Source organism: Mesorhizobium sp. M0052 (assembly GCF_040323255.1).
Taxonomy (GTDB): Bacteria; Pseudomonadota; Alphaproteobacteria; order Rhizobiales; family Rhizobiaceae; genus Mesorhizobium.
This window is the reverse complement of record NZ_JAMYUS010000005.1, coordinates 1-21,257: the sequence shown is the minus strand read 5'-3', so window position 1 is coordinate 21,257 and position 21,257 is coordinate 1. Positions and strand designations below refer to the sequence as shown.

Sequence of the window (21,257 nt, the reverse complement as noted above, 5' to 3'; positions counted from 1 at the left end):
CCGCAATGCGCCAGCAACTGGCAACCATTCGCCCCGATCCGCGTTTGGGGCTCCAAAGGAGTTCCAAGATGATCATCAGACAAACCATTGCCGCCGTGCTCATGACTGCAGCACTTGCAGGCTGCGCGACGCAGACGGAACAGCAGCAGAGGGCAACCACAGGCGCACTCATCGGCGGCGGTGTCGGCGCCCTCGCCGGCCAGGCACTGGGCGGCAACACCGAAAGCACGGTCGTGGGTGCCGCCGGCGGCGCCTTGCTCGGCGCAGTCATCGGCCAGTCGACCACGCCGCAGCGCCGCGGCGAACAGCTTTGCCGCTACCAGGACCGCCGCGGCCGGATCTACACGGCGCCTTGCGATGATCGCTATTACAACAACGACTATTGATCCAGCCTCCCTGGAAGTGCGGCTCTCTTACCTTTGCTGCCGCCCTTCCAGGGACCCGGGATCCGTTCGGCGTTTCACAATATGAGAACGCCCGCTCAGTCCATTTACACCCTCTGCCTCATGAGCTTGCGCTCGGTGGTTGCAAGGATCCCATTTCGCGGAAGCGAAGTGAAGCGGTGGTTTTTGGCGCCAACAATGACATCGCATTGCGTCTGAAAGTGTCGACAGCGACCATCGGCTGCGGCCGAAGAGCCGGGGTGATGGTCACGCTGCCAAGCAGCATCAAGGCGCCAAGCGCGCCTTGGCCAAGCGAACGGCTTGCGCTGCATGCACAAAATGTGGATAATTTGTTAGGTGGAGATTCTCGCTCACACCATCCAAAGGCCTCCTTCGGAGGCCTTTTTCATGTCATGTTGCTTGGCAACTGAGTGCCACAACGAATGGGTGGCAGTCCTCGCCTAAACTAGGCGAAGGAGCACTGCCGCCCCGGTCCTTCGACCGCTTTCACGTCGTAAGCTTGGAGAACAATCCCGATGCTCAAAAGCATTGCGGGCTGGCTCGATGCTGCAACTGCGATTGCCATTGTTCGGCTCCTGATTGACCTCATGAACCTGTACCGCTCCGCCGCCGCCAAGAAGGCGCCGGACGGCAGGCGCGCGAGTACAAAGCCGATACGCAAGCGCCGTCCGCGTCGCCGCTGAACCGCGTCTTTCGCAACTCAAACTGTGACCCTCATGGTTTGACCAACCAGCGCACTTGCACTCATTATATGGTGTCGACCGTATCCAGATATGGTGTCGACCGTATCCAGCTCGCGTGCCCTGCTCGGTGATGCGGTCGGCGCCGATGGGTGATGTGGCGAAGCCCCGGCCGGTGCGCCGCGCGCCTAGTCGATTTGGTGGTTAGTGGCATGTGTTGCAGTCAAGCACTGTGAAGCACAGCATCCAGATCGGACCTGCTGCCGTGTCGAATGGAATAGGCGCGAGTGATTTCCGCACCAAAAAGAAAAATTTCCGCCGAGTAGTAAGCCCACAGCAGGATGACGAGCAGCCCACCGGCGGCCCCATATGAGGCCGCGACCGCGCTGGAGCCTATATACCAACCGATAAGCGATTTCCCGAGCGTGAACAGGGCAGCGGTTACAACAGCGCCAATCCAGACATCCCGCCATTCCAGGGTTCGATCAGGCAAGATCTTGAAGATGGCGGCGAAAATAGCTGCGAGGAGGACAAAAGAAACGACCGCGTTGATAACGGCCAGGACAAGTGTCCCGAACGGCAACTGTGCGTTGATGAGGTTGCCTAGGGCCGAAATCGCCGTGCTCGCGACTAGAGAGACGAGCAACATGAAGCCAAGTGCGGTGACCAGTCCCAGACTTACCGCACGTGCGCGCACCAGGCGCGACAACGAACTGCCCTGCGCTTCGACCTTCCATATTATGTTCAAAGACTGCTGTATTTCGCCGAAGACCCCGGAAGCGCTCACAAGCAAGGTGATGATGCCAATCACCGCCGCCCAGGTGCCGCCGGATGGCTTTTCGGATGCGCTCTTCAGTGCGGTTTGCAGGATATTTGCGCTTTCTGTACCCATCATCCCTGTGATTTGGGCGGACAATGCCGCTTGGGCTGCCTCGTGACCGAATGCGAGACCCGCAATTGCAACCACGATGAGCAGAATTGGCGCCAACGATGTTGTGGCATAAAAAGCGATTGCCGCGCCATGGCTGAGAGCATTGTCGTTGACGAACCCAACGATGGCTTCTCGCACCATTGCCCATGCATTTGTGATCGCGCGATGCATTTTGCGCCCCAGTCGAATTGGCGTTCACTAGCAATGCACCAGCACATGTGATGTTCCGGTTGCGGGCTACTAACGCCCTCAGGGGGAGCAGGCGACGTCAGTGATGCGGCCTATGACGGTCCGCGACCGTGCGAGCCAAACGCGAGCACCCCGGCCGAGCACGAACTTGAACGCCTCGTCCTGCTTCTCGAAGGTCTGGAGGATCGCGCCGCCGTCGAGGACCTGAAAGCCGCGTTGATAGGCGAAGCGGACGGTAAGGCGATCTGCTGCTGGCATGGCTCCGATATAGCGTTCAATCTTCCTCGCGGAAATCCTGCAGTGAGGCATGACGCAGGTCATCCTCGCCGCGCAGGTGCTTCACGCGTCCAATGACGCCCGGCTTTACCCATTGCGTGGCCGGCCGCTTCATGATGCCCTTGGGCGCCGTGCCTGAGTGCTCCTGGACGCGTTTCCATAGCCGGCTTGCCCGCTTCACGCTCGACGCCGAGCAGATCGAAGTCGTCGATCGCATAGCACTTTGCCTTCAGCCAGTTGGTCGACGGACCGCTGCGGTATTTGCTGTCGCGGCGCTTCGAGAAAAGCATGCCAACAAGACCGCGCATCTCGTCATGTGCCACGATACGGGTTTCAGCAGGGCCGTCATTTACCCGAGAGGCGACGCGGGTGCTGAGGGTCACCACGTTCGGGGATGTCTTCCCGAAACATCACAACCGCGCTCGTAATCTTTCGGTCAGGTAAATCCGAGAATGTGTCACTGCGGGCGTGGTGGCGCTCCTGCAAAGACCTCAAGAATGGTGCAGTCCTTAGTGGTCAATTGGCAACGATCGAAAGTGGGCACGGCACGTTTCCAGCCGGCCTCTGAAACAATCCGGCGTCAAGCAGTTGAGCGGGCGGGAAACCTACCTGCGCCGGGCAAGGACACCCGGCACAGGGTTACACTCCCGCGACCGGGCTGCCCGCGTGAGTGAGCAGACGGATCGAAACGCCCATGTCTAGCCCGCCGCAATGGTCGAAGGCGCCGGCGCGCGCCGATCGGCTACATCGATTTCCGGAGGGGGCTGGCCCACCTCAAGCACCAGCAATTCGTGCCGACGCCCGTCCCGGGCGGTCCACATGATGGACTGCCCAGCCGAAAGGCCGATCAGAGCCGTGCCGATCGGCGTGAGTATCGAAACCTTCCCTTCGGAGATGTCCGCATCGCCAGGGAAAACCAGCGTCACCGTTTTCGGATCGCTGGTGTCGGGCTTGAACGTTACAGTCGAGCCCATCCGGACCGCGCCGGCGGAGACCCAACCGTCGGCCACGATGCGAGCCCGCTCGAGTTCGGCGAGCAACTCATCCGACGCCTCCGGGGTTCGTGCGGCAACGGTGTTCGCGAGGGCCGACAAACGTGCGTGATCCGACTGCGTGATTCGGATGTTCGGCTTGCGCCGGATTTTCTTGGTAACTTGCATTTGAACACTCATGTTTCTGCCTGGTCGGACCTGCCAAGGGATCGCCAACGATTTTCAGTGCGACGGAAATCTATCCTGAACGCGCCGATGTTGCAGGGCCGATGCGGCCCTGCGCCAATGTCACATGTCGATTTTACATGTTCACCCCTCGGCTGGGGGCGCGCATGGCAGCCGAGCCGAGGGTTACGATCCCGCTATGGGGCAAACCCGGAAAAGGAAATCCCGACGGATTTTGGCAGCGGCGCACATAGCCCTATAGTTGGTAAAGTAATCTGCGGAGTCAAGGCGGCCACGCGAGCCTGAACCCAGATGCCGGCAGATCGATCTTGATCTGGGGGAGTACGACACCGTTCACCGCTAACAACGGCAGGAGTCCGCACCCCCCTTCTGAGAGGAGGCGAAATCAGCAGCGTCAATCCACTAGCGCGGCGGTTGATGTCTCGAACGCCGCTCTTCCGGCCAAAGCGCTGGGGCAGCACCACGAGCACGACGGCCGCGAAGCGGAAAGGTCGCCTAAACGTAGCCGAACTCGCTGATGTGAAGACCGCGACAGGTGCAGCACCAGAAAGGCGCGTGAGCGCAAGGCTCAGGCGCCTGAACCAGAATGTTTCAAGGTCGAGTGGTCGCTAGCGTCTAACCATTCGGCCCACGGCAATCAAAATACATGCACCGATGAAGCCGGCGGCAAGATAGCCAAGCCAGCCGGTCAACGATATCCCCACAAGTCCGAGAAGGACGTTGGCGAGGATGGCGCCGACGATCCCCAAAATGATGTTCATGAGCACGCCCATATTGCTTTTCATGAACATCTCGGCGAGCCAGCCGGCGATACCGCCGATGACGATCGCAGCTATCCAACCGACACCTGGATTTTCCATAGTTCCCCCTTTTCCTTGAACCTAAATTGGTTCGGCGGGGAAACGTCCCATAAGTCAATAAAGTTCCGCGACTGTCTGAGCTAGACTCAGCAGTCGCGTCGCCGGGCCGCTGCGCGCGATTTGCGGGCTATCGCCACTACCGCCCCAGCAGACGGCAGCTCTTGCATCGGTTCCGTGGTCATTGCCCCGGCCTCGCTTTCGAGACCCAAGACTGGTGCACATGGATCATGACATTCAATTCCGCTCTCTACACGAACAAGTGCCTTTCCTCGAGATTAGGATTCGACGCCGCAACGGCGTCGAACCCCAAAGGAGACTCACATGAAACGTAAGATTTTGACAGCTACAGCGATCTCTCTCTGTCTCGCCACCGCGGCCTTCGCGCAGTCGTCGGGAACATCCAGCGGGCACGAACGGAACGTCCGGCTCATCGGCCGGGTCGGGTATGAGCTCTACGTCCAGCTCAGGCCAAAGCGGTATCCCGAGCGGCTGGGACAGCAAGCTCTCGGGCTCATTCTTCAGCGACGCCAATTCGGGAAGACTTCTGTCGCAGGATGAGATCCGCAAGAACTGGTCGTCCCTGAGCTCTGAACAGCAGGCACAGGTTCGCTCCGACTGCTCGAGAATGACGGCCAGTAACGGCACTGGCTCTGGCACAATGACCGGCACGTCAGGTAGCTCGGCTTCTACCGGCAGTGATACAACGGCGAGTATCGGCACCGGCTCTGGCACAGCCACCGGCACTTCAGGCAGCTCTGGTTCGACCGGCAGTAACACCACGGCCAGCAACAGCACTGGTTCGGGTACAACCACCGGCACGTCGGGATCCTCGAATACAGCTGGCGATACGACCGCCAGCACCAGCACGGGTTCGGGCGCGAACTCGGCTGCTCAAATGGCTTCGATGCAGCAGCTCTGCACCCAAGTCCAAGGGATGTGACTGAATGCGGGCTCCGGGCCGGCTTGGCCGAAATAAGAAGAGGCCTTGAAGGCCCCGACATCGCTTTGGCTTTGGCTTGGTAGCAATTTCGGCGCTGAAGTCGGTCGGTGATCGGTGTCAGAACTTCGCGTTAGCCGGGCGACAAGTGCCTGAACGCCCTCGCTAGGAGTAATGCCGAGACTCTGGAATTGCCTTCCGAACTTGGAGAAGGTTAGCTGCGAGTTCCCTTCCCTCTCGGCTAACGCCAGATGGACAATCTGTGCGCCGCTGGTGCCGTCTGTCGCATGGCCTCCAGTCATCTTTTTTCGCTGTCCGGGAATAAAAAGCCGCTTGCCCTGGTCCTCCATGCATAAGCTGCTGATTGACCTTGAAGGAACGCCGCACTGCAAACCCACACATTGCCGAGCACGACGGTATCGGTCGACGCGTTCCAGGACCTCTGGAAGGCGATAGGTCGGCCGCCTGCGGCCGGCTGGCTCACCTGTCTGCCGAAGGTGCTGCCGCGGTCGGGATCGGGAAAGCTCAGGTGCCGCGGATGCGAAATGGGTCGTGAATTCGGCAATGCTTGTGCTCGAGAAGCATCCATCTGGATGCATGTTTGCGGTCCAGTGTGTGATTGACATCGATGCGACGTTTGCCCTCACATTCAACGCAGTTGGCGACCCGGGATGTTTCCTCTGGGTTCGATCGCAACGCAGAACCATTCTCGCCCCATGAGCACTCAAGGCGAGGCGCATGTGACGGTGTACCGATGCTGAGCAGCAATGCGCGAGCCGACCGCTTCGGCGAAGTGGTAATGCCCCATCTCGCCGACGCGCTTTCGCTGGCCCGCTGGCTGACCGGCAATGCCACCGACGCCGAGGATGTCGTGCAGGACGCCTGCATGAAGGCACACGCCAACATCGCAAGCTATGCAGGCGGCAATGCACGTGCCTGGCTGCTCACCATCGTTGGCAACTCGTGCTACACATGGCTGGCGCGCAATCGACCGCGCAGCATCGTCTCGGTGGGCGACCTCGGTGATCTCGACGAGGTGAGCGCCGCTCACGCAGTCGATCTGATTGAGAGCGAAAGCCCGGAGGCGAGCCTGATCGCCAAGGCAGACGTGGCGGCCCTGGAGGCGGCGATCGCCGCTCTGCCGCAACCCTTTCGAGAAACGCTCGCGACGCCAAGCGGTCGGCAAGTGCTACGATATCCTTCAGCACCGCCTCCCTGCGGCGATGCGATACGATGTCGCGGGCCGCCTCGTCCGCGAGCACCTTGGCAGGCGCTTTCTTTTCGCGCGATATTGCCATCGTTTTCCTTTCCATTCGAGGGGGCTCAGCGTGTGAGGCGCAAGCGGGAGGGTCGGGATGCAGATTTTCGATCACATCGAGGCGCTGCTGGATGCGGGTGAAGCCTCGACGGCACTTAAGGAAGTGCGGGCGCTGGTGCATCAATTTGGGCCCGGGTCCAATGTCTTGGCGGGCGCCGTCAGTGACCTCATTATTGACCTGTCGACGCTATCATTCGTCGCCGATGCTTACGGAGGCCGCATCGCAGAGGCGGCGCGCATGTTGGCCCGAAAAAGACTATTAAAAATCAAGTTGCTCGCACCTCGTCAAAGCGTTGAAGTGGTCAGCTAGAGATTGGTGGTCGCTACGAAAAACGTGTAGACCTGCTCGGTGCTCCGACCGCATCGAAACCTCTCGCCATCATCGGTTCCGTACGGACGGAAGAGCCGCCTGACCCTGCGACCAGATGAAAGCTTGGACTTGCGGCAGACCGCAAGCAGTTGGAGCTTGAATTGCCGACACACTCTCAGGAACCGTTGCCGGGATCGCACTCCATTGGTCGTCGGCCCAGATCCGGCGCGCCTCGCTTAAGGTGCCGGTCGAATATGGCCAGCTTCTCTTCGTAGCGGAGCCGCACTCTGGACCTGCAGCTATCGCATTTGAAACCGGCAATCGTTTTCAGCCAGGATCCCCTTCTCACTATAGGGCGTGAACAGGAGGGGCATTGGAATTCTAAAGGTACGTCGCGCAGTTCATTTGATAGAGGCACTGTGCATGTTCTCCTCAGCGGCACGGCCACTGCAACAAAGTAGAAGGAGAAATGTTTCCGGCTTCGGCCATTTGCGCGAAAGAATCGGACCTAAGTCTAAATGGTGAGCGGCCTGAAACCCATTCGCCTTGCTATCGGCCTTTGCGTCGGAAATTGAAATAGCGAGGGTGATCGAAGGCGGCCCCGGGCGTGAGGCTGGCAAGTGGGGCCAAGACGGCGGCGGTAAAGCGGAGCCTGTGGCGATCAAATAACCGGTTCGCCCAGAATCTCGTTCACCCAGCTCATAGTTCTCAGCCCGTATGCCATTCCGGCGCAGTCGGCAAACCAGTCGAAGACACTCATGTCACGCCCTGTGACGCATTGAAGGATTTCGATCGCTGCGCCCGTTAAAGCAAGTAGAACCGCCAGCCGGACCACCTGTTGGGGCCAGCCGAGGCTACCCAAAGCCGACAAGGTGGCGAACGCGGCGGCGTGGTTGAGCTTGTCGTGATGAGACGTAAAGGCCAATCCGAGGGCGTGCAGCAAGTGGTCTGGCAATAGCGCGAGCAACAGGACGACCGCCAACGTGGAGAGAAAGGCAGCCCTTGCCATGCTCTGATAAAAGCTCGACTGCGGCAATCTATCCGCAGCACTCCCGGTTCCTAGTTCTCGCTTCCGATACTGGTGCACTAGGCAGAGCTCCAACCTGCATCTGAGCTACGAGCGCGAACAACTGGCATGCTTAACAGGCCTCCTGATGTCATCAGGAAGTTCCATGAAACAGCCTATGTCACTCTGGATGGTTCCATAGGGCGCTGCGAATGTCGCCCTCCATTGTGATGAGGCCGAGGGTTTCCTGCCGAAAAGGCGCGGCGGAATAGGCGAGCCATTGGTACCGCTTGCGCCCAGGTGCGATGCGTATCGTGCTGGGCGGGAGCGGAACTCTTCCAGCCTTGGCCCGGCTGTGCAGCCGGGCCGACGCCCTTCTGAATTCAATTCGCCGGCGTCGCGGCTAACAGACGAAACCGCTGTTTAGTCTGGTCATTCCTGCCTTGGTGATCTCGCCTTTACATATTCCAATCCTAGACGCTAGGCCAGCAGCGGCCACTCGCGGCTGTCCATCAACAATCCCAAACATCAGGTCGCGGTTATATACAAAAAAGCCGGCCACCTTTCGGCAGCCGGCCAGTGCAAACAAGGAAGGGAACGTTGCACTGATGGGGCAGTGCACCGTCCGAAGCGTTTCCAGGCGACAATGTTCCACCGATGAGAGAACAAAGAAGGCTTCACCGCCAGCGCACATTCCCCTTAGCCGCGCTGTATTGCCATCGGCTAGTCTCTAAAGGCCTTTAACCAGCCACGGATTGGTGTCGTATCCGAGGCGCGGCTTTTCCGGCGTTCCATCGGCCGGCAATTTGGCGGTTCCGGTCGGCCTGCAGTCCAGCTCGAGCACCTGCTTCTTGGCCGACTGCTTCGTAGAGCAAAGGTCCGTGGCGTCACTCACCACCACCTTCTTCTCCTTGGCAACAGCGACACCAGTCCCAGCGATCACGATCGCCGCACAAAACGCAGCAACTCTCATCATACTTCCCCACCGTTGCGCCTCCGCAAAAGGCTGAGCATGACGTGACGGCACTTTTAAATTAGCGCAAGCGAATATTAGCTGCCTAGTCCCTTCACATCGGCTCTGGTCGCCTCCCCTTGCTGCCGGCGCCTTGCGATACCGGCAGCGCGATATGCTAGGATGGGCGCATGCCTGCTCATGACCGGGCGGCCGCTGTTAATGACTTGAGCTTGACATGGCAGAAGGCTGCAACCGTCAAGTTTCCCAAGTCGTCGTGGCGATGAACGATCGCGTCGAGGATCGCTTACCAAGCGGCGTTTACTAAGTTCCGCTGGTGCAGCCCTGCGCGATCACACCATAACCATGTGATGACAAATCAGCCATGTGTGTGGTGCGGCGGGCTTGTTCCGCTTGTGGCCGGCGCCTACCCACCCGGGTTCCCCAACCATGGCGTCGGCCATTTTCGTTCTCTCAGCGATTATAGGCCTTTGCTATCGGCCTATGTGTTGGCCTTGGATGGCGAGATCGCGGTTAGATCGCCTCGTTCGTTTGGATGTTTCGCTGGCGTTGGCAGGAGGCGCATATGTTCGCCAGCCGGCGGATACCACACCGCCCCACCGGTCAGGCCCAGCGCGTCCGCTGCAAAGTCCCCGCAGACCGCTGCTGGGCCGCTGGCGGGCAGCGGCTACTTGCTGACGATCCAATCCACCAAGCCAGTTTCGATCAGCTCGCACCCAGTGAAATCGCGCACCAGGGCCTTGGCTAAATCGCGCCATTGACACTCAGGCGTACCCGTTTCCCCTACTAGGGCTCGGAATGCAGAGCGGAGAACGTCGGCTTGAAATGCGGAGACGGCAACAGTAGACGGGTCGCCATCTTCCCAGCCTAGCGCCACGTCGTGACGACGTTGACCAAGGCGCTTCAGAAGCTCGCGTGAGGCTCGGATGGCCCTGCGCGATTGATCCATGTCCCGGCGAAATGTGGCGGGTTCCGCCATGGACTTCTGGCGCATCAGCAAGGTGGCCGTAGTGGCCGCTCGAGCGATATCTATGGGCGTTGCAACCATCGCAGCCTCCCAGAAAAGGCAATGGCAAACGCCACATTAATAAGCTCGCCGAAACTCTCTCCGCAATGAAAAGAGTTGTACGAATTTTACCAACCCGCACCCTTTCAGTGATGCCGGGCCGCTGCTGTCCTCGCTCTTGTTCTGTCATCGTAATGAAGGACGACATCTCCGAGCACCCGTAGCACACCTGTTGCATGGAAAAAGCTGTAGGCGTTTATAGGTGCCCGGGCACTCCGCCATTTGTTTGCGTTGTGGAGCGGGACAAAGCAGGTTTCCTCACTCAGGCCGCCTACCGTGAAGCGGGGCACAAACCCGACTTCGACGCATTGCCTTGGGAAGCTGAATACAGGGCCGCCAACTCAACGAAGCCGGCCGTATCCTAGCTGGCAACCAGGGGCACCGTGACGGTCGTGGCGTAATTTATCGGATACTGGTCGAAATACGGGAAAGCGATGACGAAGGCATAGCTGGCGGTCAGATGCGCCATCTTGAAACCGCCGCTGGCAGGGTCGGTCGCGATCGTCACAATGACGTTCTTCAGACCCAGGTTCACCAATTTCTGCGTGGCGATGGCCTGGATGTCGCTCTGCGAAAGCGTGTTGTTCAGCTGCAGCGCCCGGGAAGAGGTTTCCAGTGTATAGCGGACGGTCGACACGGCATTCATGGCCCAGCCGAAGGCGAAGATTCCGAACAAAAGCATCACCAGGAAAGGCGCGATCAAGGCGAATTCCAGCCCGGCTGCGCCGGAGCAGTCACGGCGCCACCTGGATCCGATCCTTTCAGCGGACACGGATCACCTGCTGATGACTGATCGCGCGCGGGTGCGGGAAGACACCGAAGTTAAACGGGGGCACCCAGGTGCCCGTCGCCGTTATCTGGACGAAGACGGTCGGCAGCTTCGTTCCGCCGCAAATGGTGGTCGCATCCACGACCGTGGCGCCGCACAAATAGGAGCGGACCAGTACGACCGCGGCGTCCTCGGGCTTGTCGTTCCAGCTCGAAAGCGCGACCGCCTGCGTTCCGGTGTCATTGGACGCGCCGGCCATTACGAGATTGGCCGCGGTTTTGACGCCCGCGCGCATCTGCAGGTAACTCGTTACGTAGGACCAGCCGTCGGCGATGCCGAGGCAGACGAGGCACAGGATGGGCAGCAACATGGAAAACTCGACGGCAGCTATCCCGGATTTGTCCAGGACAATGCGCAAGGTCCGCCCACCCATCCCGCTACTCGACGAGCTGAACGGATTGCGTCGCCGGAATGTTCTTCATCCCGAGGCTGGTGCAGTCCTGCTTGATGGTCGTACTGCCGGACCACTGGATGGTGTCGGCGACGACCTGAGTGCAGCCACCGTTCCCCGAGAAGTTGCCAAGGTAGTTGACCTGCTGCCTGGGGAAATAGATGGCGCCGGTCAAAAGCGAGTCCGCTGTGCCATTGAAGGTGCTCTGCGCCGCGGTCCCGGTCCTGTCGCCGTAGAACAGCACGCCGGAATAGGCTCCGGAGGTAGGCGCGCTCAGCGTCACCTTGGCGTTGCCGTTCATGCTGACGGTGTTGCTGCCTGCCATGAAGATGGTTACCCCGCTGCCGGCGACGACCGCGTTGGCGTTGACCTTCATACCGCCCTGCACGACGTAGACGCCGGGCTGCAGGGTGACGTTGCCGCTGAGGCTCATGCCGCTACAGTAGGTGCCAGGCTGGAGTGTTTGCGACGTCTTGTTGCCGTTGACATTCTTGCAAGGGTTGCCGGCTGTCGGCGTCGCCAAGCCGGAGAAAGGATCGGCTGCCGGCAAGGCTCGGGTGATGTTGGACTTGCAGACTGTGGTCGCTGGATTGTTCAGCACCATGCCGCCGACCGTGATCAGGCAGTCGGCCTTGAGCACCGCCGAGCCCTGCGTCTTTATGGCGTCCGAGGCAATCGAGTCCGACATGACCGAACAGCCGGTGAGGTTGACGGTGGTGTTGCCGGAAAAGAGCGCAGCCTGGGAGGCCGACGGACTGAGCGCCAGCACGCAAGCTTTGGAGGCGTCATTGATCAGCGCCACCGCCCTTGCCTGTTCGGCAACGGGCGCCTGGTTGAAAATAGCCGTGAAGTAGCGGTCGAGGTTCTGCTTGACGATGACCTCCACCGCCTTCTTCGCGGTGTTCGGGCCGGACAATGGCGGCGTGTTGACCTGGATCGTGCCCGGCGTGGCAAAATTGTTCGAGGTCGCGGACTGCGTGGCGGCGGCGATGATGGTCGGGTTATCGGAACCCGCGACTTTCTCGAGCGCACCGGCATAGGCCGCGGCATCGGCAACGGCCTGCAGCTTGAGGCTGCTGTAATACCAGAAGGATGTCTCCACACCGAGGCCGGCGCCGCCGACCACGACCGGCAAGGTGAAGGCAACGATGACGGCAACGTTACCGTTCGTGAGGCGCCTTAGGCGGCCCAAAGCAAACCAGATCCGGGTGAACGCGTTGGATGCCATATGTATTAGGAACCACGAATAGATAAACGAATGTGTAAAAAACCCGTTCCGATTCGATGAAGTCCGACCTGCCAGACGAAGTAGATGTGCTGCAATTCCTCCTCGCCTCGCATGTGCTTCACGCGGCGTCATCATTACGGCCAATGGAGGCGCATTGCTGACCGGCAGCTTTGGGGCCGCAACCTGACCGTCCGTGATTGAGAGCCACATGGCTGCGCGGCTGTTCCGCCATTGAGCCTCGACAGGAGTCCTAGATCCACCCACACGCATATCTTGGGTCGATCGCGCTTCGCGCAAGGCGCCAAATTGCCAGGTCGTGAGTTCGGACAGCGGAAGCATTCTCCTCATGGGTGTGGTTTGTGAAGCACAAGATTTCACGATCACCACCAAGTTTCGGGATGACAGCTTCGTGTTGATCCCGATGATCGGCAGCGTCTGCGGTGAAGTCTCCGTTTAGCGGCTTACCCGGATAGACGGCAATGCAGGAGTCGGCAGTCTCCTGTTCAAGCATATCCATGGGCCATCACCGTCGCGGCCGTGAGGTTACCCAGCCGCAGGAGGGTCCTAAAGCCGCACAACCTCGTCGAGATGTAGCCGTATCCGCTGGCCTTCAGCGAAGGACAGCGCAAACGATTCGAGGCCGAATGAGCGTGTAATTTCCTGGTCGGTCTCTATGATGCGCACGACCCATTCGCCACTGGCTCCGACCACCTCCACGCGAGGCAACGCCTTGCGGATTGGCACCACGTTGCTCATCACATCCTCCCTACGAAAAGCAATGGCAAGTCGATTTAAGACCCTGGTAGTCGGTAGTTCAATAACAAATGCTTGTGCGGATCGGACGAACCACCCTGGATGGGCAGTACGAATGCGGGCGAATCACACCTCAGTCAGGCGAACCCTCCCGGGAACCTTCCGTGAGATAGCCTCTGCTTTGGGTCGTTGGCATTCAGGATGGCCGCCAGTTCTTCGGCATACTCCATGTCGGGAAGGTCGACAGATGGGTGGCCCGCTACAATAGCCGGCAGCCCGGTGAACACGTCGAATACCGTCCACGTCCCATCCGGTTCCCGCCTTACCCCGTACCGCAGAGTTGCCATGAGAGGATGCTAATGGAGGCCGCGAATATATGGTACAAAAAATGCGAGCGGGCGATCGGGCAACAGGCACGCCTTTCCGGAACTGTTGCCGCTGCGACGGGTTCGGTCGGGCATGACCAGAATAGCCGACCTCGGACCGCCCATCCCCGGCAAGCCACATGACCTGACTGGGAAGAGCATTTCTATGCGCGCCCCATTTGCGCGCAAAAGGTAGACCGTCGCGACTTCCGCCAGGTGATGTGGCACGAGCAACCGGACCACCAGCCGCTGGAATGCGACGCCTAAGAGCGCAGCACAACCCAACTGGTCATCGCTATCGAAGCAGCGTTTGCGGGGCGGCCGCTTCTAGGCGCATGGTGGCTAGATGACCCGAATACGGGTGGGATCGGATGGCGCCACGATTTATAGCGAAACCACTGTCCTGGCCGACCGAACCGGCGGCTGGCTGGTCCGGGCCGGAATGAACCGGGGCAACGCCCGGCTCAACGGCTACGCTCTCGATCAAGTGCACCTGGTCCCGGAAGATCGCGCCGTGGAGGTCGGTTTCGGCGGCGCAGTTTTACTGCCGCAACTTCTCCGTGAGGCAGCATTCGTTTGCGGGGTTGACCGCTCGCAGATGTCGTGAACGCTGCCTGCCGCCGGTTCGCCGATGCAGTGCGCGCCGGACGAGCCGAGTTCCGAGTTGGGCTAGTCGAGGACTTGCCCTTGCCGGATAGCACATTCCACAAGGCTCTCAGCGTCCACACAGTGTACTTCTGGCAAAGCCTTAGAGCTGGATCCGCAGAGCTCGCTCGTGTCCTCAAACCAGGCGGTCGCGTCGTGCTTGGCTTCCTCCCGAAGGCGCATATGGACAGGATGAACATGCCGGCCGACATTTTTACACCTCGCGAGCCGGATGAGGTCATTGCTGCCTTGCGAGATGCAGGGTCAGCGACCCTGAAGTGCGGAGACCGAGCACGGAAACCGCATGGCTCGTTGTGACAGGCACGCGAAGATAAGTTTCGGCGCCTGGAAGCGGAAAAGCCCGCCGCCGAAGCCAACTGGCTTTGTTGCAGGGGTTTGCCTAGGCTCCTCTGGGTTCAACACTGGGTGCCAATTGCGCCGTCACTGCGCTGAGACGCCCACGTTTGGTCAGTACTGGCTTGCTGTATTCTTTCTTCATCACTGCAGTCCCTCTCTAGCGAATTTCGGCAAAGCGCCTTGGGCCTAAAGGTTCTCACTCATCGGTGCAGGTTGATGGCGTGCACACAGCCGTTACGGCCGAGAGCTTCTCGCGCTTCCTAGTTCCGGCTTCTGATAAGGCTTCTTCATGCAGGGTTCCCCACGTTTGTCCCTCAATGCGAAAATGCGGTGCGCCGACCACGATTGTCAACCGGAAACACTGAAGTAGCGGCCGAGCGACGCCAGGGGCCGGCACGCGCGGTCAGGGCGGCGTGCGCAGCGTGGATGCTGCAATTGCCTGGCCGGTTGCCATGGCCTGCTAACGAGCGCACACTGCCGCGGTCGCCTCGAAAAATCAAAAACAAACAGGCACGAGGCGCTTGGGAGCGATCATCAGGCTTTCGCCCGACCAGGGAGAAGGCCCATGCCCACACCGGCACAGAGCCGGCTCATGTATTTTATGGGCCAACTCGTTCACAACGAGAGCATCGTTTCCAAGCAGGATATTATCGTCGGCTTACTGGATCACGAAGGCAGTCCGACGGCCGACGCCGACGAATTGCTGGCGAACTTGCATCGATCACTGCAACAGGCCCGACAGAGCTTGCACGAGGCGCAAGAGATCTATGGAGTCAGAAATGCGGAGTAGCGAAAAAACAAAACTCGCATACACAGCCGCAGAGTTCGCCGAAAAACACGGTTTGACCGTGAAGGCAGCCGAAATCATCCTGTCCGTGAACGGCTCCTCACGTGTCGCTTGCGATGCAGCAGCACGCGCATTCAAAGAAGCGGTTGCGCACCGAGAACACAGCAATGACGGCGAATGAGGCCCGCGCCTGCTTCCGAGGCTGCGCGGGCCGACCATGACGAGTGGAGAGGACATCTTGGTCACCGGCAGGAATCGCTGAAGAACGAGCCGGGTGTGACCGAACAGCCTCATAGCGAGGTTGTTCCCGACTGACGCAAAAAAGCCCGCCAGCATGAGCCGGCGGGCCAAGTAATGGGTCGCTGTCCAATGAACGCGTTAGGTGTCTTCAGATGGATTTTGGTCGAGAAGCCGCCGCGCGTCAGGCGCAACAAATCGGGCGCCGATTGAACGCCCTGCGGACGCAGGAACGCCTTCGTCTCGCGGGCGCTCCGCGTAAGCAAATCTTCGCCGCCGAGAAGCTCAATCGTCTCGGCCCAACCGTCGTCTGCAAGCAATTCGTGTGTCATCGCAGTTAGAATCCCACCGATTCCGCAGGGCAATACCTATCTTATCGCCTAGGCCCTTTTGCCCCTACCGCCGAGACATGAGCGCGCACCACGGAGCTGTCGAACATCTGCACCAGGTGCGCCGACGACGAGAGCGCAGCGAGATGATCAAAGAACGTTTCGAACACGCCCGCCTTGCTCAGCCGGTCGAAGCGTTTCCAAACGCTGTTCCATTTGCCGAAACGCTCCGGCAGCGCTCGCCATGTAATGTTGTGGACTGAGAATAGTGCAGAGCCTCCACGAATAGCAGGGTCGTCCCGACCCTTGGCTCCGCGCCGTGGCAGCGATCCGCGGAACACCTCCAGCGCCGCCGACCAATCCATCTCCGTCATCTTCGTAGACATTGCCGACCTCCAGAATCAGTCGGCAATCTATGAATCACACCGGATTCCTCTCAAACCAATACCCGTGTCGTTGCGCCCCTCGGGTTCGGCGTCACCATGTCGCTAAGCGAGGAGGCTGCCTTTCTCGCGGCGGGCGGATATCACCATCATCTGGCGCTCACTAACTGGAAAAGCCGCGGCGGCGCCGCGCCCCCGATTGGCACGACGGGCCTACACCATGTCGCGTTTCTCTATCCGACACGGGCGGCGTTGGCGGCTGCGCTGCGCCGCCTGCGAGCAGCAGGGGTGACGCTCACCGGCGCGAATGACCATGGCGGCTCGGAGGCGATCTATGTGCGCGATCCCCGGCAACGGGGTAGAACTCTATTGGGATCGCCCGGAAGCGGAATGGCCGCGCAACCCGGACGGCGCGCTGAAACTGGTCAGCAATCCGCTCGACGTGGACAATCTCGCCCGCGAGGGGGCATCAGACTGCTAAGCGGGCCACCGCCATGGCGGGCTGCGTTCGGAGGACTGCTGCGACAGTGCTAGCCATTCACCGAGCCACGGAGCCGGTTGGCTGCGAGCGGAGGGCAACCATTCGGCTGGCGGGCTTCGCCACCCCAGGTATTAAAGTGTACGCTTCGAGAAGACCGTCGGCAAACTCAAGCGCTTAAAATGCATCGCAATACCCTGCGGGAAGAGAAGCGAAGCTTCGCATCCGAGCTTATGGGACTTGACCGGCGGCTAGCCAGACGGCTCCCGCGCGGCTGAGACGGCCCTGTCCCGTTCCTTTGGATGAACTGCGCCTTGTGGCCGGTGATGTTCTCGATCGCCTTCAAAAGGGGTCGATGAACCTCACAGAGCTTGGCATGCTCGCTGTGGTACGCACAGCGACCCGAATATGCTCTTGTGCAGCGCTTCGGCTGCCGCCAGGAAGCGCTCGATTTCAGCCCGGGAAAGCTGTTCGGAAGGTTTGGTTCTGGCCATTTGTGCTTGCGCAATTACTAATTTAGTGAAACCTTACGTTCTTCTGGGGAGTAGACGTGAGACCGGTCGGTCCAGCTATGGGGCGGCATTGAACATGATGTTTTTTCCGCGATTACTGATTGGGATGTTTGCCACGTCGACCGTGGTAGCGACCTGGATTTACCTAGCAACCGATTCGTTCTGGAAGTCCCTTGCATGGACCTCGCTGATTTTTATCATCTTTCAGGTTGCATATTTCCTATTTTCATTCGCGCTTTTCGACAAGCTTTGGTTGAAAAGAACCGAAGAAATACCGAACCCTGCCGAGCCTACCTGTCGAGACGGCGGTGTCTCATCTGAAGGGCGCTCGATGACGCTTTGAGGGAGACCGCCAGACACGAGAGCATGCGATCATGCTAATCTTTGCGAACCATGCGAAAGAAGGAAAGCCGTGGCAGCGCCAACAATCATCGAAAAGCGCGCTGGCGCTGGATGTCGCCACGGAGATCGTCGTTAGGGTGCGGACCGACGACGCCGAAGCCGAGGAGGGCGAGCGGGGTCTAAGGAGGAAACACAGATGGCTGCCTATCTGATAGCGGATGTAGACGTAAAAGACGCTGCCTTGTTCGAGGAATATCGGCGGGACGTTCCCGCTACCGAAGAGCGGTACGGTGGGCGGTACCTGGGCCGCGGTGGCGCCACCAAGGTTTTGGAAGGTGATTGGGATCCACACCGACTGGTCATTGTCGAATTCCCCGACATGGCGTCATTGATGGGCTGGTATAATTCGCCGGAATACGCCCGGCTGATCGAGATCCGCAAACGTTCCGCTAACACCAGGATCATCGCTTTAGAAGGGATTGCAACGCCTGCGGCGTGACCCATAAGCGCGGCCAGCGGACCCGACGACAGTTGGGCATCCTCAGCGTCATTTCTTCCTCACGGCGAGATGCCGGAGCAGCAAGACCACTTAGTACCGTCTATGATCAATTTGCCGCTGCGCCGGCGAGCGAGCAAAAGACGCGGGAACAGGTGTCTCGTGACCGCCGTGTTATCCCGATCATCCGAAGACGTTCGCTCTGGTGCGGGACGACTTCAAGTTCTTTTTCAAGGGTGTTCGGAGGTTGGCCCACGGCTGAAGGGCTGCACAACCAAGGGCGACGATCAGCTTCTCCACCTTCAGACACATCGTGATAACCTGTCGGCCATGAAATCGGTGGCTTGAGAGAAACGTGGGCGGGCCCCAGGAGACTAATTTCTGCCCATGGGAAGGCGATGTCCGCGCTAGCCGGAATGTCAGCTACCGAAGATCCGCCGCCTGAAGGCTGCCAGTCCGCTAATGGCCGCCCCAAAGCTGCCGGTCAACACAAGATCGCATTGGAACCGATCCTTCGCATCCCCCGTTATCGAATGGAAGGGACATTACTTGTCATTAGGAGATGAAGAATGAGGCGGCTTCTTTTTGCCACTGCCATGATGGCTGTTTCCAGCGGGCTTGCGTTCGCGGGGACGACAGGCACAACAGGGACAACAGGGACGACGTCGAGTGGCTCCTCCACTACCACAACGATGCCGACGACAGATAACAACACGGATTCGACCACAACGAAGTCGACCAATTCGAACTCAGCGAAGGACTGTGCGCCGGGCCAGCAGAGTGGCAGTGCCAAGCAGGCCGCTCCTGGTCAACAGGATGACACCAGTGCCAAGTCCGCAGCCCCTGGACAGATGAAAACGACTGCCGAAGGTTGCTAATTGTGCCGGGAGAGGCCGGTTTGCACCGGCCGGATGGATGCCTACCGCTGCCGACCGGCGGCAACGGTCCGGCCCGTGCGCCCTTCGATCAGCGCGGGCCGTTTTTCTGAAAGAACCTCCCTTAATCGTCCAACGAGCCTGCAGCCTTTTCTTGGGCGAGCCGGAATGCATAGTTGGTTGCGATGTGATTGTTGAAAGCGGCCTTGGCGAAGGCAGATTTGAACGCGACAAACGCCTCAAGCGGCACGTCCAGGAAATCGTATTGCTTCCCCCCTGGCTCAAAACCAGACAGAGAACCCTGGTCCGGGTCAATAGTCGAACTTGCGCATCGAGGTCGACGGCATGGTGCGTTTCAAGAAACCAGCGTGAGCCGCGGCCAGCCGGGTATGGACCGCCCTACAGGCTGAACTGTATTCGAAGATGTGACCGGGCGCAGAATGACGTCTCGTTCCGCCGCTTCGCGCGCCGCCCTGATCGGAGTTTTCGCGTTGACGGTGTGGGTGGCCGTCACGGCATCGCCTGCCATCTCCTCAACACGGTATTTCGGCACTTTTGTTCCTACGCGTCGGTAGCTAGCAACTCCGCTTGTTTAGGTCGCCCTCACAGAGGAGAATAAGGTGGCAAGCTCGGGTCGCCCTGCCGCCGGGGGGGTGACCCGGCGGCTTGCACGTTCGACTAGGGTCGCTTCAGCTGTGACCGCCTTACGGCGTTGCCGCAGGAGTCTGCTTGGCAGCCATCTCGTCGATCTTCTCGGCAAGCACGCCGTTGGCCCATTCGGTGACCTTGGCGTCGACCGGCTTGTTGGCCATATCGGCGAGCGCGTCATCCAGCGACGGGACGGCGGCAGCAGCATCGGCCGCCGCTATATTGGCGGCATCGAGCGCCGCCTGCGCTGCGTCAATCTGCTCCTGGGTCGGGACTTGGTCGGCCGGAGTATTCGGGTCGTTCAATTTGGCGTTCAACGCGTCGACTTCGGCTTGGGCGGCATCTACCGCGGCTTGGGCACCCTTGGCGGCCGCCGACGCTGTCACATAAGCCTGAATGCCGGCGAATTTCTTGCTCTTGGAGTTCATGTAAGCGTTGATGTTGCGCTGCAGCGAGTTCAGCCGGCCAAGCTTGGCGTGAATGTTCTTGTCCTTAGGCGTCGCGGCGACCTCAATGTCGTCGACGGCGACCTGGTCTTCGCCCGAGGCCTTCTTTCCGGCGTGAGCCGATGCCGACTTGCCGTGCGAAGCGCTGTTGCCGGACTTGCCGCCACCGTTGCCCTGACCACCGCCATTACCGTGACCACCGCCATTGCCGTGACCACCGCCATTGCCGTGACCACCACCGTTTCCACCCGCGCCAGCGAAAGCAGGAGCGGTCACTAGCGCAAGCGCGACAAGCGCTGCCAAAAGGGTTTTTCGGGATGTCATGGTACCTCCTCAGGCGAATAGTCACCTCGCCGATTCGTTATAGAGCGGCTTGTAAGAGTTTCCTAATCCGACTGAGGGAACTTTAGATAAATGCTTGTTGCAATGAGCGACTGACGACTGCGAAGCTCTTTGCAATCGTCTGAAATTTAACAAAAAATTCGGAGTCGCAGACCGTATCGGCCTTTTGCGCGACTGAAGTCGCCATACCGATCGGACCTTGGTCGGGCGATGCACAACCGCGGAATGCTTGCGGCATTTCGGAGTATGGCGTCACCATGTGGCTGTGACTGCGCATTGGCAGACAACTCGCCGGGCGAAGACCCCAACAACCTCGAGCCCGGCGAGCCTTACACCTGATCAGAGTACGCGATCAGGACCGGGGATCAGCCGGCGAAAGATGTGGGTGCAATATGGGTGCCAAACTATTCGTCCCAAATTGGGACCATGCTGCGGCCGGCAAGCTGCGCTTAGGTCTCATAAAAGGCTTAGGCGCTGGCATCGGAAATGGCGATCGCTGGTTAGATCTTCCTTCCTCCGTTTGTATGATTCGTGGGCATTGGCAGGCGTGCGTATATTGTTTGCCGGCGGGCGCTGAGTCTCACCGGTCGGGCCCAGCGGCCGGTAGTGTGCTGAGAGTTCTGCAAATTCGCTGAGAGGGGGCGGTCATGGCAGGCTGGTGATTGTTCACGTCACCTGATTCCCGC

At 59.7% G+C, this 21,257-nt stretch carries 26 protein-coding genes and 1 pseudogene; 10 read left to right on the top strand and 17 right to left on the bottom strand.

The genetic code is table 11. The features are described 5' to 3' along the window. Positions 1-68: 68 nt before the first annotated feature. A complete protein-coding gene (locus NKJ77_RS07535; protein ID WP_023690487.1) occupies positions 69-386 on the top strand; it encodes a YMGG-like glycine zipper-containing protein in 318 nt (105 codons plus the stop codon). Positions 387-919: 533 nt separating this feature from the next. Continuing rightward, positions 920-1,087 (top strand): hypothetical protein, encoded by a 168-nt coding sequence (locus NKJ77_RS07530; RefSeq protein WP_023834013.1) that lies wholly within the window; start codon positions 920-922, stop codon positions 1,085-1,087. Between the two features lie 220 nt (positions 1,088-1,307). On the opposite strand, the gene NKJ77_RS07525 is transcribed toward NKJ77_RS07530, so the two are convergent. The 6 genes from NKJ77_RS07525 to NKJ77_RS07500 all read right to left on the bottom strand — a co-directional run bounded on the left by NKJ77_RS07525 (position 1,308) and on the right by NKJ77_RS07500 (position 5,805). Further along, on the bottom strand, positions 1,308-2,186 hold the full coding sequence (locus NKJ77_RS07525) for a YihY/virulence factor BrkB family protein (RefSeq protein WP_023834014.1): 879 nt from the start codon (positions 2,184-2,186) through the stop codon (positions 1,308-1,310). A gap of 78 nt (positions 2,187-2,264) precedes the next feature. Continuing rightward, on the bottom strand, positions 2,265-2,462 hold the full coding sequence (locus NKJ77_RS07520) for a hypothetical protein (protein ID WP_352534723.1): 198 nt from the start codon (positions 2,460-2,462) through the stop codon (positions 2,265-2,267). A 59-nt stretch (positions 2,463-2,521) separates the two neighbouring features. After that, complete coding sequence (locus tag NKJ77_RS07515; protein WP_352534721.1) at positions 2,522-2,803, bottom strand: hypothetical protein; 282 nt, start codon at positions 2,801-2,803, stop codon at positions 2,522-2,524. A 375-nt stretch (positions 2,804-3,178) separates the two neighbouring features. Continuing rightward, entirely contained in the window at positions 3,179-3,640 is a 462-nt protein-coding gene (gene rnk, locus NKJ77_RS07510; RefSeq protein WP_023834017.1) for a nucleoside diphosphate kinase regulator, read from the bottom strand. A gap of 626 nt (positions 3,641-4,266) precedes the next feature. Continuing rightward, positions 4,267-4,518 (bottom strand): GlsB/YeaQ/YmgE family stress response membrane protein, encoded by a 252-nt coding sequence (locus tag NKJ77_RS07505; protein ID WP_023699916.1) that lies wholly within the window; start codon positions 4,516-4,518, stop codon positions 4,267-4,269. An 891-nt stretch (positions 4,519-5,409) separates the two neighbouring features. Then, positions 5,410-5,805, bottom strand: coding sequence for a hypothetical protein (locus NKJ77_RS07500; protein ID WP_352534718.1), 396 nt, complete (start codon positions 5,803-5,805; stop codon positions 5,410-5,412). 404 nt (positions 5,806-6,209) lie between these two features. Between NKJ77_RS07500 and NKJ77_RS07495 the strand changes: the two genes are divergently transcribed. Continuing rightward, positions 6,210-6,854: a sigma-70 family RNA polymerase sigma factor gene (locus NKJ77_RS07495; RefSeq protein WP_352534716.1), complete on the top strand. Its 645-nt coding sequence runs from the start codon at positions 6,210-6,212 to the stop codon at positions 6,852-6,854. Then, positions 6,811-7,083 (top strand): hypothetical protein, encoded by a 273-nt coding sequence (locus NKJ77_RS07490; RefSeq protein ID WP_352534714.1) that lies wholly within the window; start codon positions 6,811-6,813, stop codon positions 7,081-7,083. Before NKJ77_RS07495 ends, NKJ77_RS07490 begins: the two co-directional genes overlap by 44 nt. Before the next feature lie 661 nt (positions 7,084-7,744). Here the strand turns inward: NKJ77_RS07490 and NKJ77_RS07485 are convergent. The 7 genes from NKJ77_RS07485 to NKJ77_RS07455 all read right to left on the bottom strand — a co-directional run bounded on the left by NKJ77_RS07485 (position 7,745) and on the right by NKJ77_RS07455 (position 13,332). Further along, positions 7,745-8,119: a VanZ family protein gene (locus tag NKJ77_RS07485; protein ID WP_245260896.1), complete on the bottom strand. Its 375-nt coding sequence runs from the start codon at positions 8,117-8,119 to the stop codon at positions 7,745-7,747. A gap of 700 nt (positions 8,120-8,819) precedes the next feature. Further along, the gene (locus tag NKJ77_RS07480) at positions 8,820-9,062 is read right to left on the bottom strand and encodes a hypothetical protein (protein WP_155923648.1); all 243 of its coding nucleotides are present in this window, start codon (positions 9,060-9,062) and stop codon (positions 8,820-8,822) included. A 667-nt stretch (positions 9,063-9,729) separates the two neighbouring features. Beyond that, positions 9,730-10,110, bottom strand: coding sequence for a hypothetical protein (locus tag NKJ77_RS07475; protein ID WP_023734502.1), 381 nt, complete (start codon positions 10,108-10,110; stop codon positions 9,730-9,732). 379 nt (positions 10,111-10,489) lie between these two features. After that, positions 10,490-10,900, bottom strand: a complete 411-nt coding sequence (locus tag NKJ77_RS07470) for a TadE/TadG family type IV pilus assembly protein (RefSeq protein WP_023708223.1) — start codon at positions 10,898-10,900, stop codon at positions 10,490-10,492. Beyond that, complete coding sequence (locus NKJ77_RS07465; protein ID WP_352534712.1) at positions 10,890-11,315, bottom strand: TadE/TadG family type IV pilus assembly protein; 426 nt, start codon at positions 11,313-11,315, stop codon at positions 10,890-10,892. Before NKJ77_RS07465 ends, NKJ77_RS07470 begins: the two co-directional genes overlap by 11 nt. A 19-nt stretch (positions 11,316-11,334) precedes the next feature. Next, positions 11,335-12,576 carry a pilus assembly protein TadG-related protein gene (locus NKJ77_RS07460; RefSeq protein ID WP_352534710.1) on the bottom strand — a complete coding sequence of 414 codons (1,242 nt, stop codon included), beginning with the start codon at positions 12,574-12,576 and terminating at the stop codon, positions 11,335-11,337. A 564-nt stretch (positions 12,577-13,140) separates the two neighbouring features. Then, positions 13,141-13,332, bottom strand: coding sequence for a hypothetical protein (locus tag NKJ77_RS07455; RefSeq protein WP_352534708.1), 192 nt, complete (start codon positions 13,330-13,332; stop codon positions 13,141-13,143). Positions 13,333-14,040: 708 nt separating this feature from the next. Between NKJ77_RS07455 and NKJ77_RS07450 the strand changes: the two genes are divergently transcribed. From NKJ77_RS07450 to NKJ77_RS07435, 4 genes are all read left to right on the top strand, one after another. After that, positions 14,041-14,301, top strand: coding sequence for a hypothetical protein (locus NKJ77_RS07450; RefSeq protein ID WP_023728158.1), 261 nt, complete (start codon positions 14,041-14,043; stop codon positions 14,299-14,301). Then, positions 14,298-14,657: a class I SAM-dependent methyltransferase gene (locus NKJ77_RS07445; RefSeq protein ID WP_352534706.1), complete on the top strand. Its 360-nt coding sequence runs from the start codon at positions 14,298-14,300 to the stop codon at positions 14,655-14,657. Before NKJ77_RS07450 ends, NKJ77_RS07445 begins: the two co-directional genes overlap by 4 nt. Positions 14,658-15,261: 604 nt before the next feature. After that, a complete protein-coding gene (locus NKJ77_RS07440) occupies positions 15,262-15,486 on the top strand; it encodes a hypothetical protein (RefSeq protein WP_023670653.1) in 225 nt (74 codons plus the stop codon). Then, the gene (locus NKJ77_RS07435) at positions 15,476-15,664 is read left to right on the top strand and encodes a hypothetical protein (protein WP_031243249.1); all 189 of its coding nucleotides are present in this window, start codon (positions 15,476-15,478) and stop codon (positions 15,662-15,664) included. Before NKJ77_RS07440 ends, NKJ77_RS07435 begins: the two co-directional genes overlap by 11 nt. A gap of 109 nt (positions 15,665-15,773) precedes the next feature. Here NKJ77_RS07435 and NKJ77_RS07430 read toward each other — a convergent pair whose 3' ends face one another. Together NKJ77_RS07430 and NKJ77_RS07425 are read right to left on the bottom strand one after the other, a co-directional pair. After that, positions 15,774-16,052, bottom strand: a complete 279-nt coding sequence (locus NKJ77_RS07430) for a hypothetical protein (RefSeq protein ID WP_023670652.1) — start codon at positions 16,050-16,052, stop codon at positions 15,774-15,776. 41 nt (positions 16,053-16,093) lie between these two features. Further along, positions 16,094-16,435: a transposase gene (locus NKJ77_RS07425; protein ID WP_352534704.1), complete on the bottom strand. Its 342-nt coding sequence runs from the start codon at positions 16,433-16,435 to the stop codon at positions 16,094-16,096. A gap of 78 nt (positions 16,436-16,513) precedes the next feature. Between NKJ77_RS07425 and NKJ77_RS07420 the strand changes: the two are divergent. Both NKJ77_RS07420 and NKJ77_RS07415 read left to right on the top strand, forming a co-directional pair. Then, positions 16,514-16,913 (top strand): annotated as a pseudogene (locus tag NKJ77_RS07420) (VOC family protein); the annotation flags it as partial. 1,047 nt (positions 16,914-17,960) lie between these two features. Further along, on the top strand, positions 17,961-18,263 hold the full coding sequence (locus tag NKJ77_RS07415) for a DUF1330 domain-containing protein (protein ID WP_023670645.1): 303 nt from the start codon (positions 17,961-17,963) through the stop codon (positions 18,261-18,263). A gap of 523 nt (positions 18,264-18,786) precedes the next feature. On the opposite strand, the gene NKJ77_RS07410 is transcribed toward NKJ77_RS07415, so the two are convergent. Then, positions 18,787-19,053, bottom strand: coding sequence for a hypothetical protein (locus tag NKJ77_RS07410; RefSeq protein WP_352534702.1), 267 nt, complete (start codon positions 19,051-19,053; stop codon positions 18,787-18,789). A 786-nt stretch (positions 19,054-19,839) separates the two neighbouring features. Next, complete coding sequence (locus NKJ77_RS07405) at positions 19,840-20,553, bottom strand: hypothetical protein (RefSeq protein WP_352534700.1); 714 nt, start codon at positions 20,551-20,553, stop codon at positions 19,840-19,842. Between the last annotated feature and the right edge of the window lie 704 nt (positions 20,554-21,257).

Bases quoted from the DNA above. Each gene is read 5' to 3' on its own strand.
- NKJ77_RS07430 (WP_023670652.1), bottom strand. From the start codon at position 16,052: ATGACACACGAATTGCTTGCAGACGACGGTTGGGCCGAGACGATTGAG.
- NKJ77_RS07505 (WP_023699916.1), bottom strand. From the start codon at position 4,518: ATGGAAAATCCAGGTGTCGGTTGGATAGCTGCGATCGTCATCGGCGGT.
- NKJ77_RS07455 (WP_352534708.1), bottom strand. From the start codon at position 13,332: ATGAGCAACGTGGTGCCAATCCGCAAGGCGTTGCCTCGCGTGGAGGTG.
- NKJ77_RS07480 (WP_155923648.1), bottom strand. From the start codon at position 9,062: ATGAGAGTTGCTGCGTTTTGTGCGGCGATCGTGATCGCTGGGACTGGT.
- NKJ77_RS07495 (WP_352534716.1), top strand. From the start codon at position 6,210: ATGCTGAGCAGCAATGCGCGAGCCGACCGCTTCGGCGAAGTGGTAATG.
- NKJ77_RS07450 (WP_023728158.1), top strand. From the start codon at position 14,041: ATGACCCGAATACGGGTGGGATCGGATGGCGCCACGATTTATAGCGAA.
- NKJ77_RS07530 (WP_023834013.1), top strand. From the start codon at position 920: ATGCTCAAAAGCATTGCGGGCTGGCTCGATGCTGCAACTGCGATTGCC.
- rnk (WP_023834017.1), bottom strand. From the start codon at position 3,640: ATGCAAGTTACCAAGAAAATCCGGCGCAAGCCGAACATCCGAATCACG.
- NKJ77_RS07520 (WP_352534723.1), bottom strand. From the start codon at position 2,462: ATGCCAGCAGCAGATCGCCTTACCGTCCGCTTCGCCTATCAACGCGGC.
- NKJ77_RS07460 (WP_352534710.1), bottom strand. From the start codon at position 12,576: ATGGCATCCAACGCGTTCACCCGGATCTGGTTTGCTTTGGGCCGCCTA.
- NKJ77_RS07475 (WP_023734502.1), bottom strand. From the start codon at position 10,110: ATGGTTGCAACGCCCATAGATATCGCTCGAGCGGCCACTACGGCCACC.
- NKJ77_RS07435 (WP_031243249.1), top strand. From the start codon at position 15,476: ATGCGGAGTAGCGAAAAAACAAAACTCGCATACACAGCCGCAGAGTTC.
- NKJ77_RS07440 (WP_023670653.1), top strand. From the start codon at position 15,262: ATGCCCACACCGGCACAGAGCCGGCTCATGTATTTTATGGGCCAACTC.
- NKJ77_RS07490 (WP_352534714.1), top strand. From the start codon at position 6,811: ATGCAGATTTTCGATCACATCGAGGCGCTGCTGGATGCGGGTGAAGCC.
- NKJ77_RS07500 (WP_352534718.1), bottom strand. From the start codon at position 5,805: ATGGAGGACCAGGGCAAGCGGCTTTTTATTCCCGGACAGCGAAAAAAG.
- NKJ77_RS07425 (WP_352534704.1), bottom strand. From the start codon at position 16,435: ATGTCTACGAAGATGACGGAGATGGATTGGTCGGCGGCGCTGGAGGTG.
- NKJ77_RS07535 (WP_023690487.1), top strand. From the start codon at position 69: ATGATCATCAGACAAACCATTGCCGCCGTGCTCATGACTGCAGCACTT.
- NKJ77_RS07415 (WP_023670645.1), top strand. From the start codon at position 17,961: ATGGCTGCCTATCTGATAGCGGATGTAGACGTAAAAGACGCTGCCTTG.
- NKJ77_RS07405 (WP_352534700.1), bottom strand. From the start codon at position 20,553: ATGACATCCCGAAAAACCCTTTTGGCAGCGCTTGTCGCGCTTGCGCTA.
- NKJ77_RS07525 (WP_023834014.1), bottom strand. From the start codon at position 2,186: ATGCATCGCGCGATCACAAATGCATGGGCAATGGTGCGAGAAGCCATC.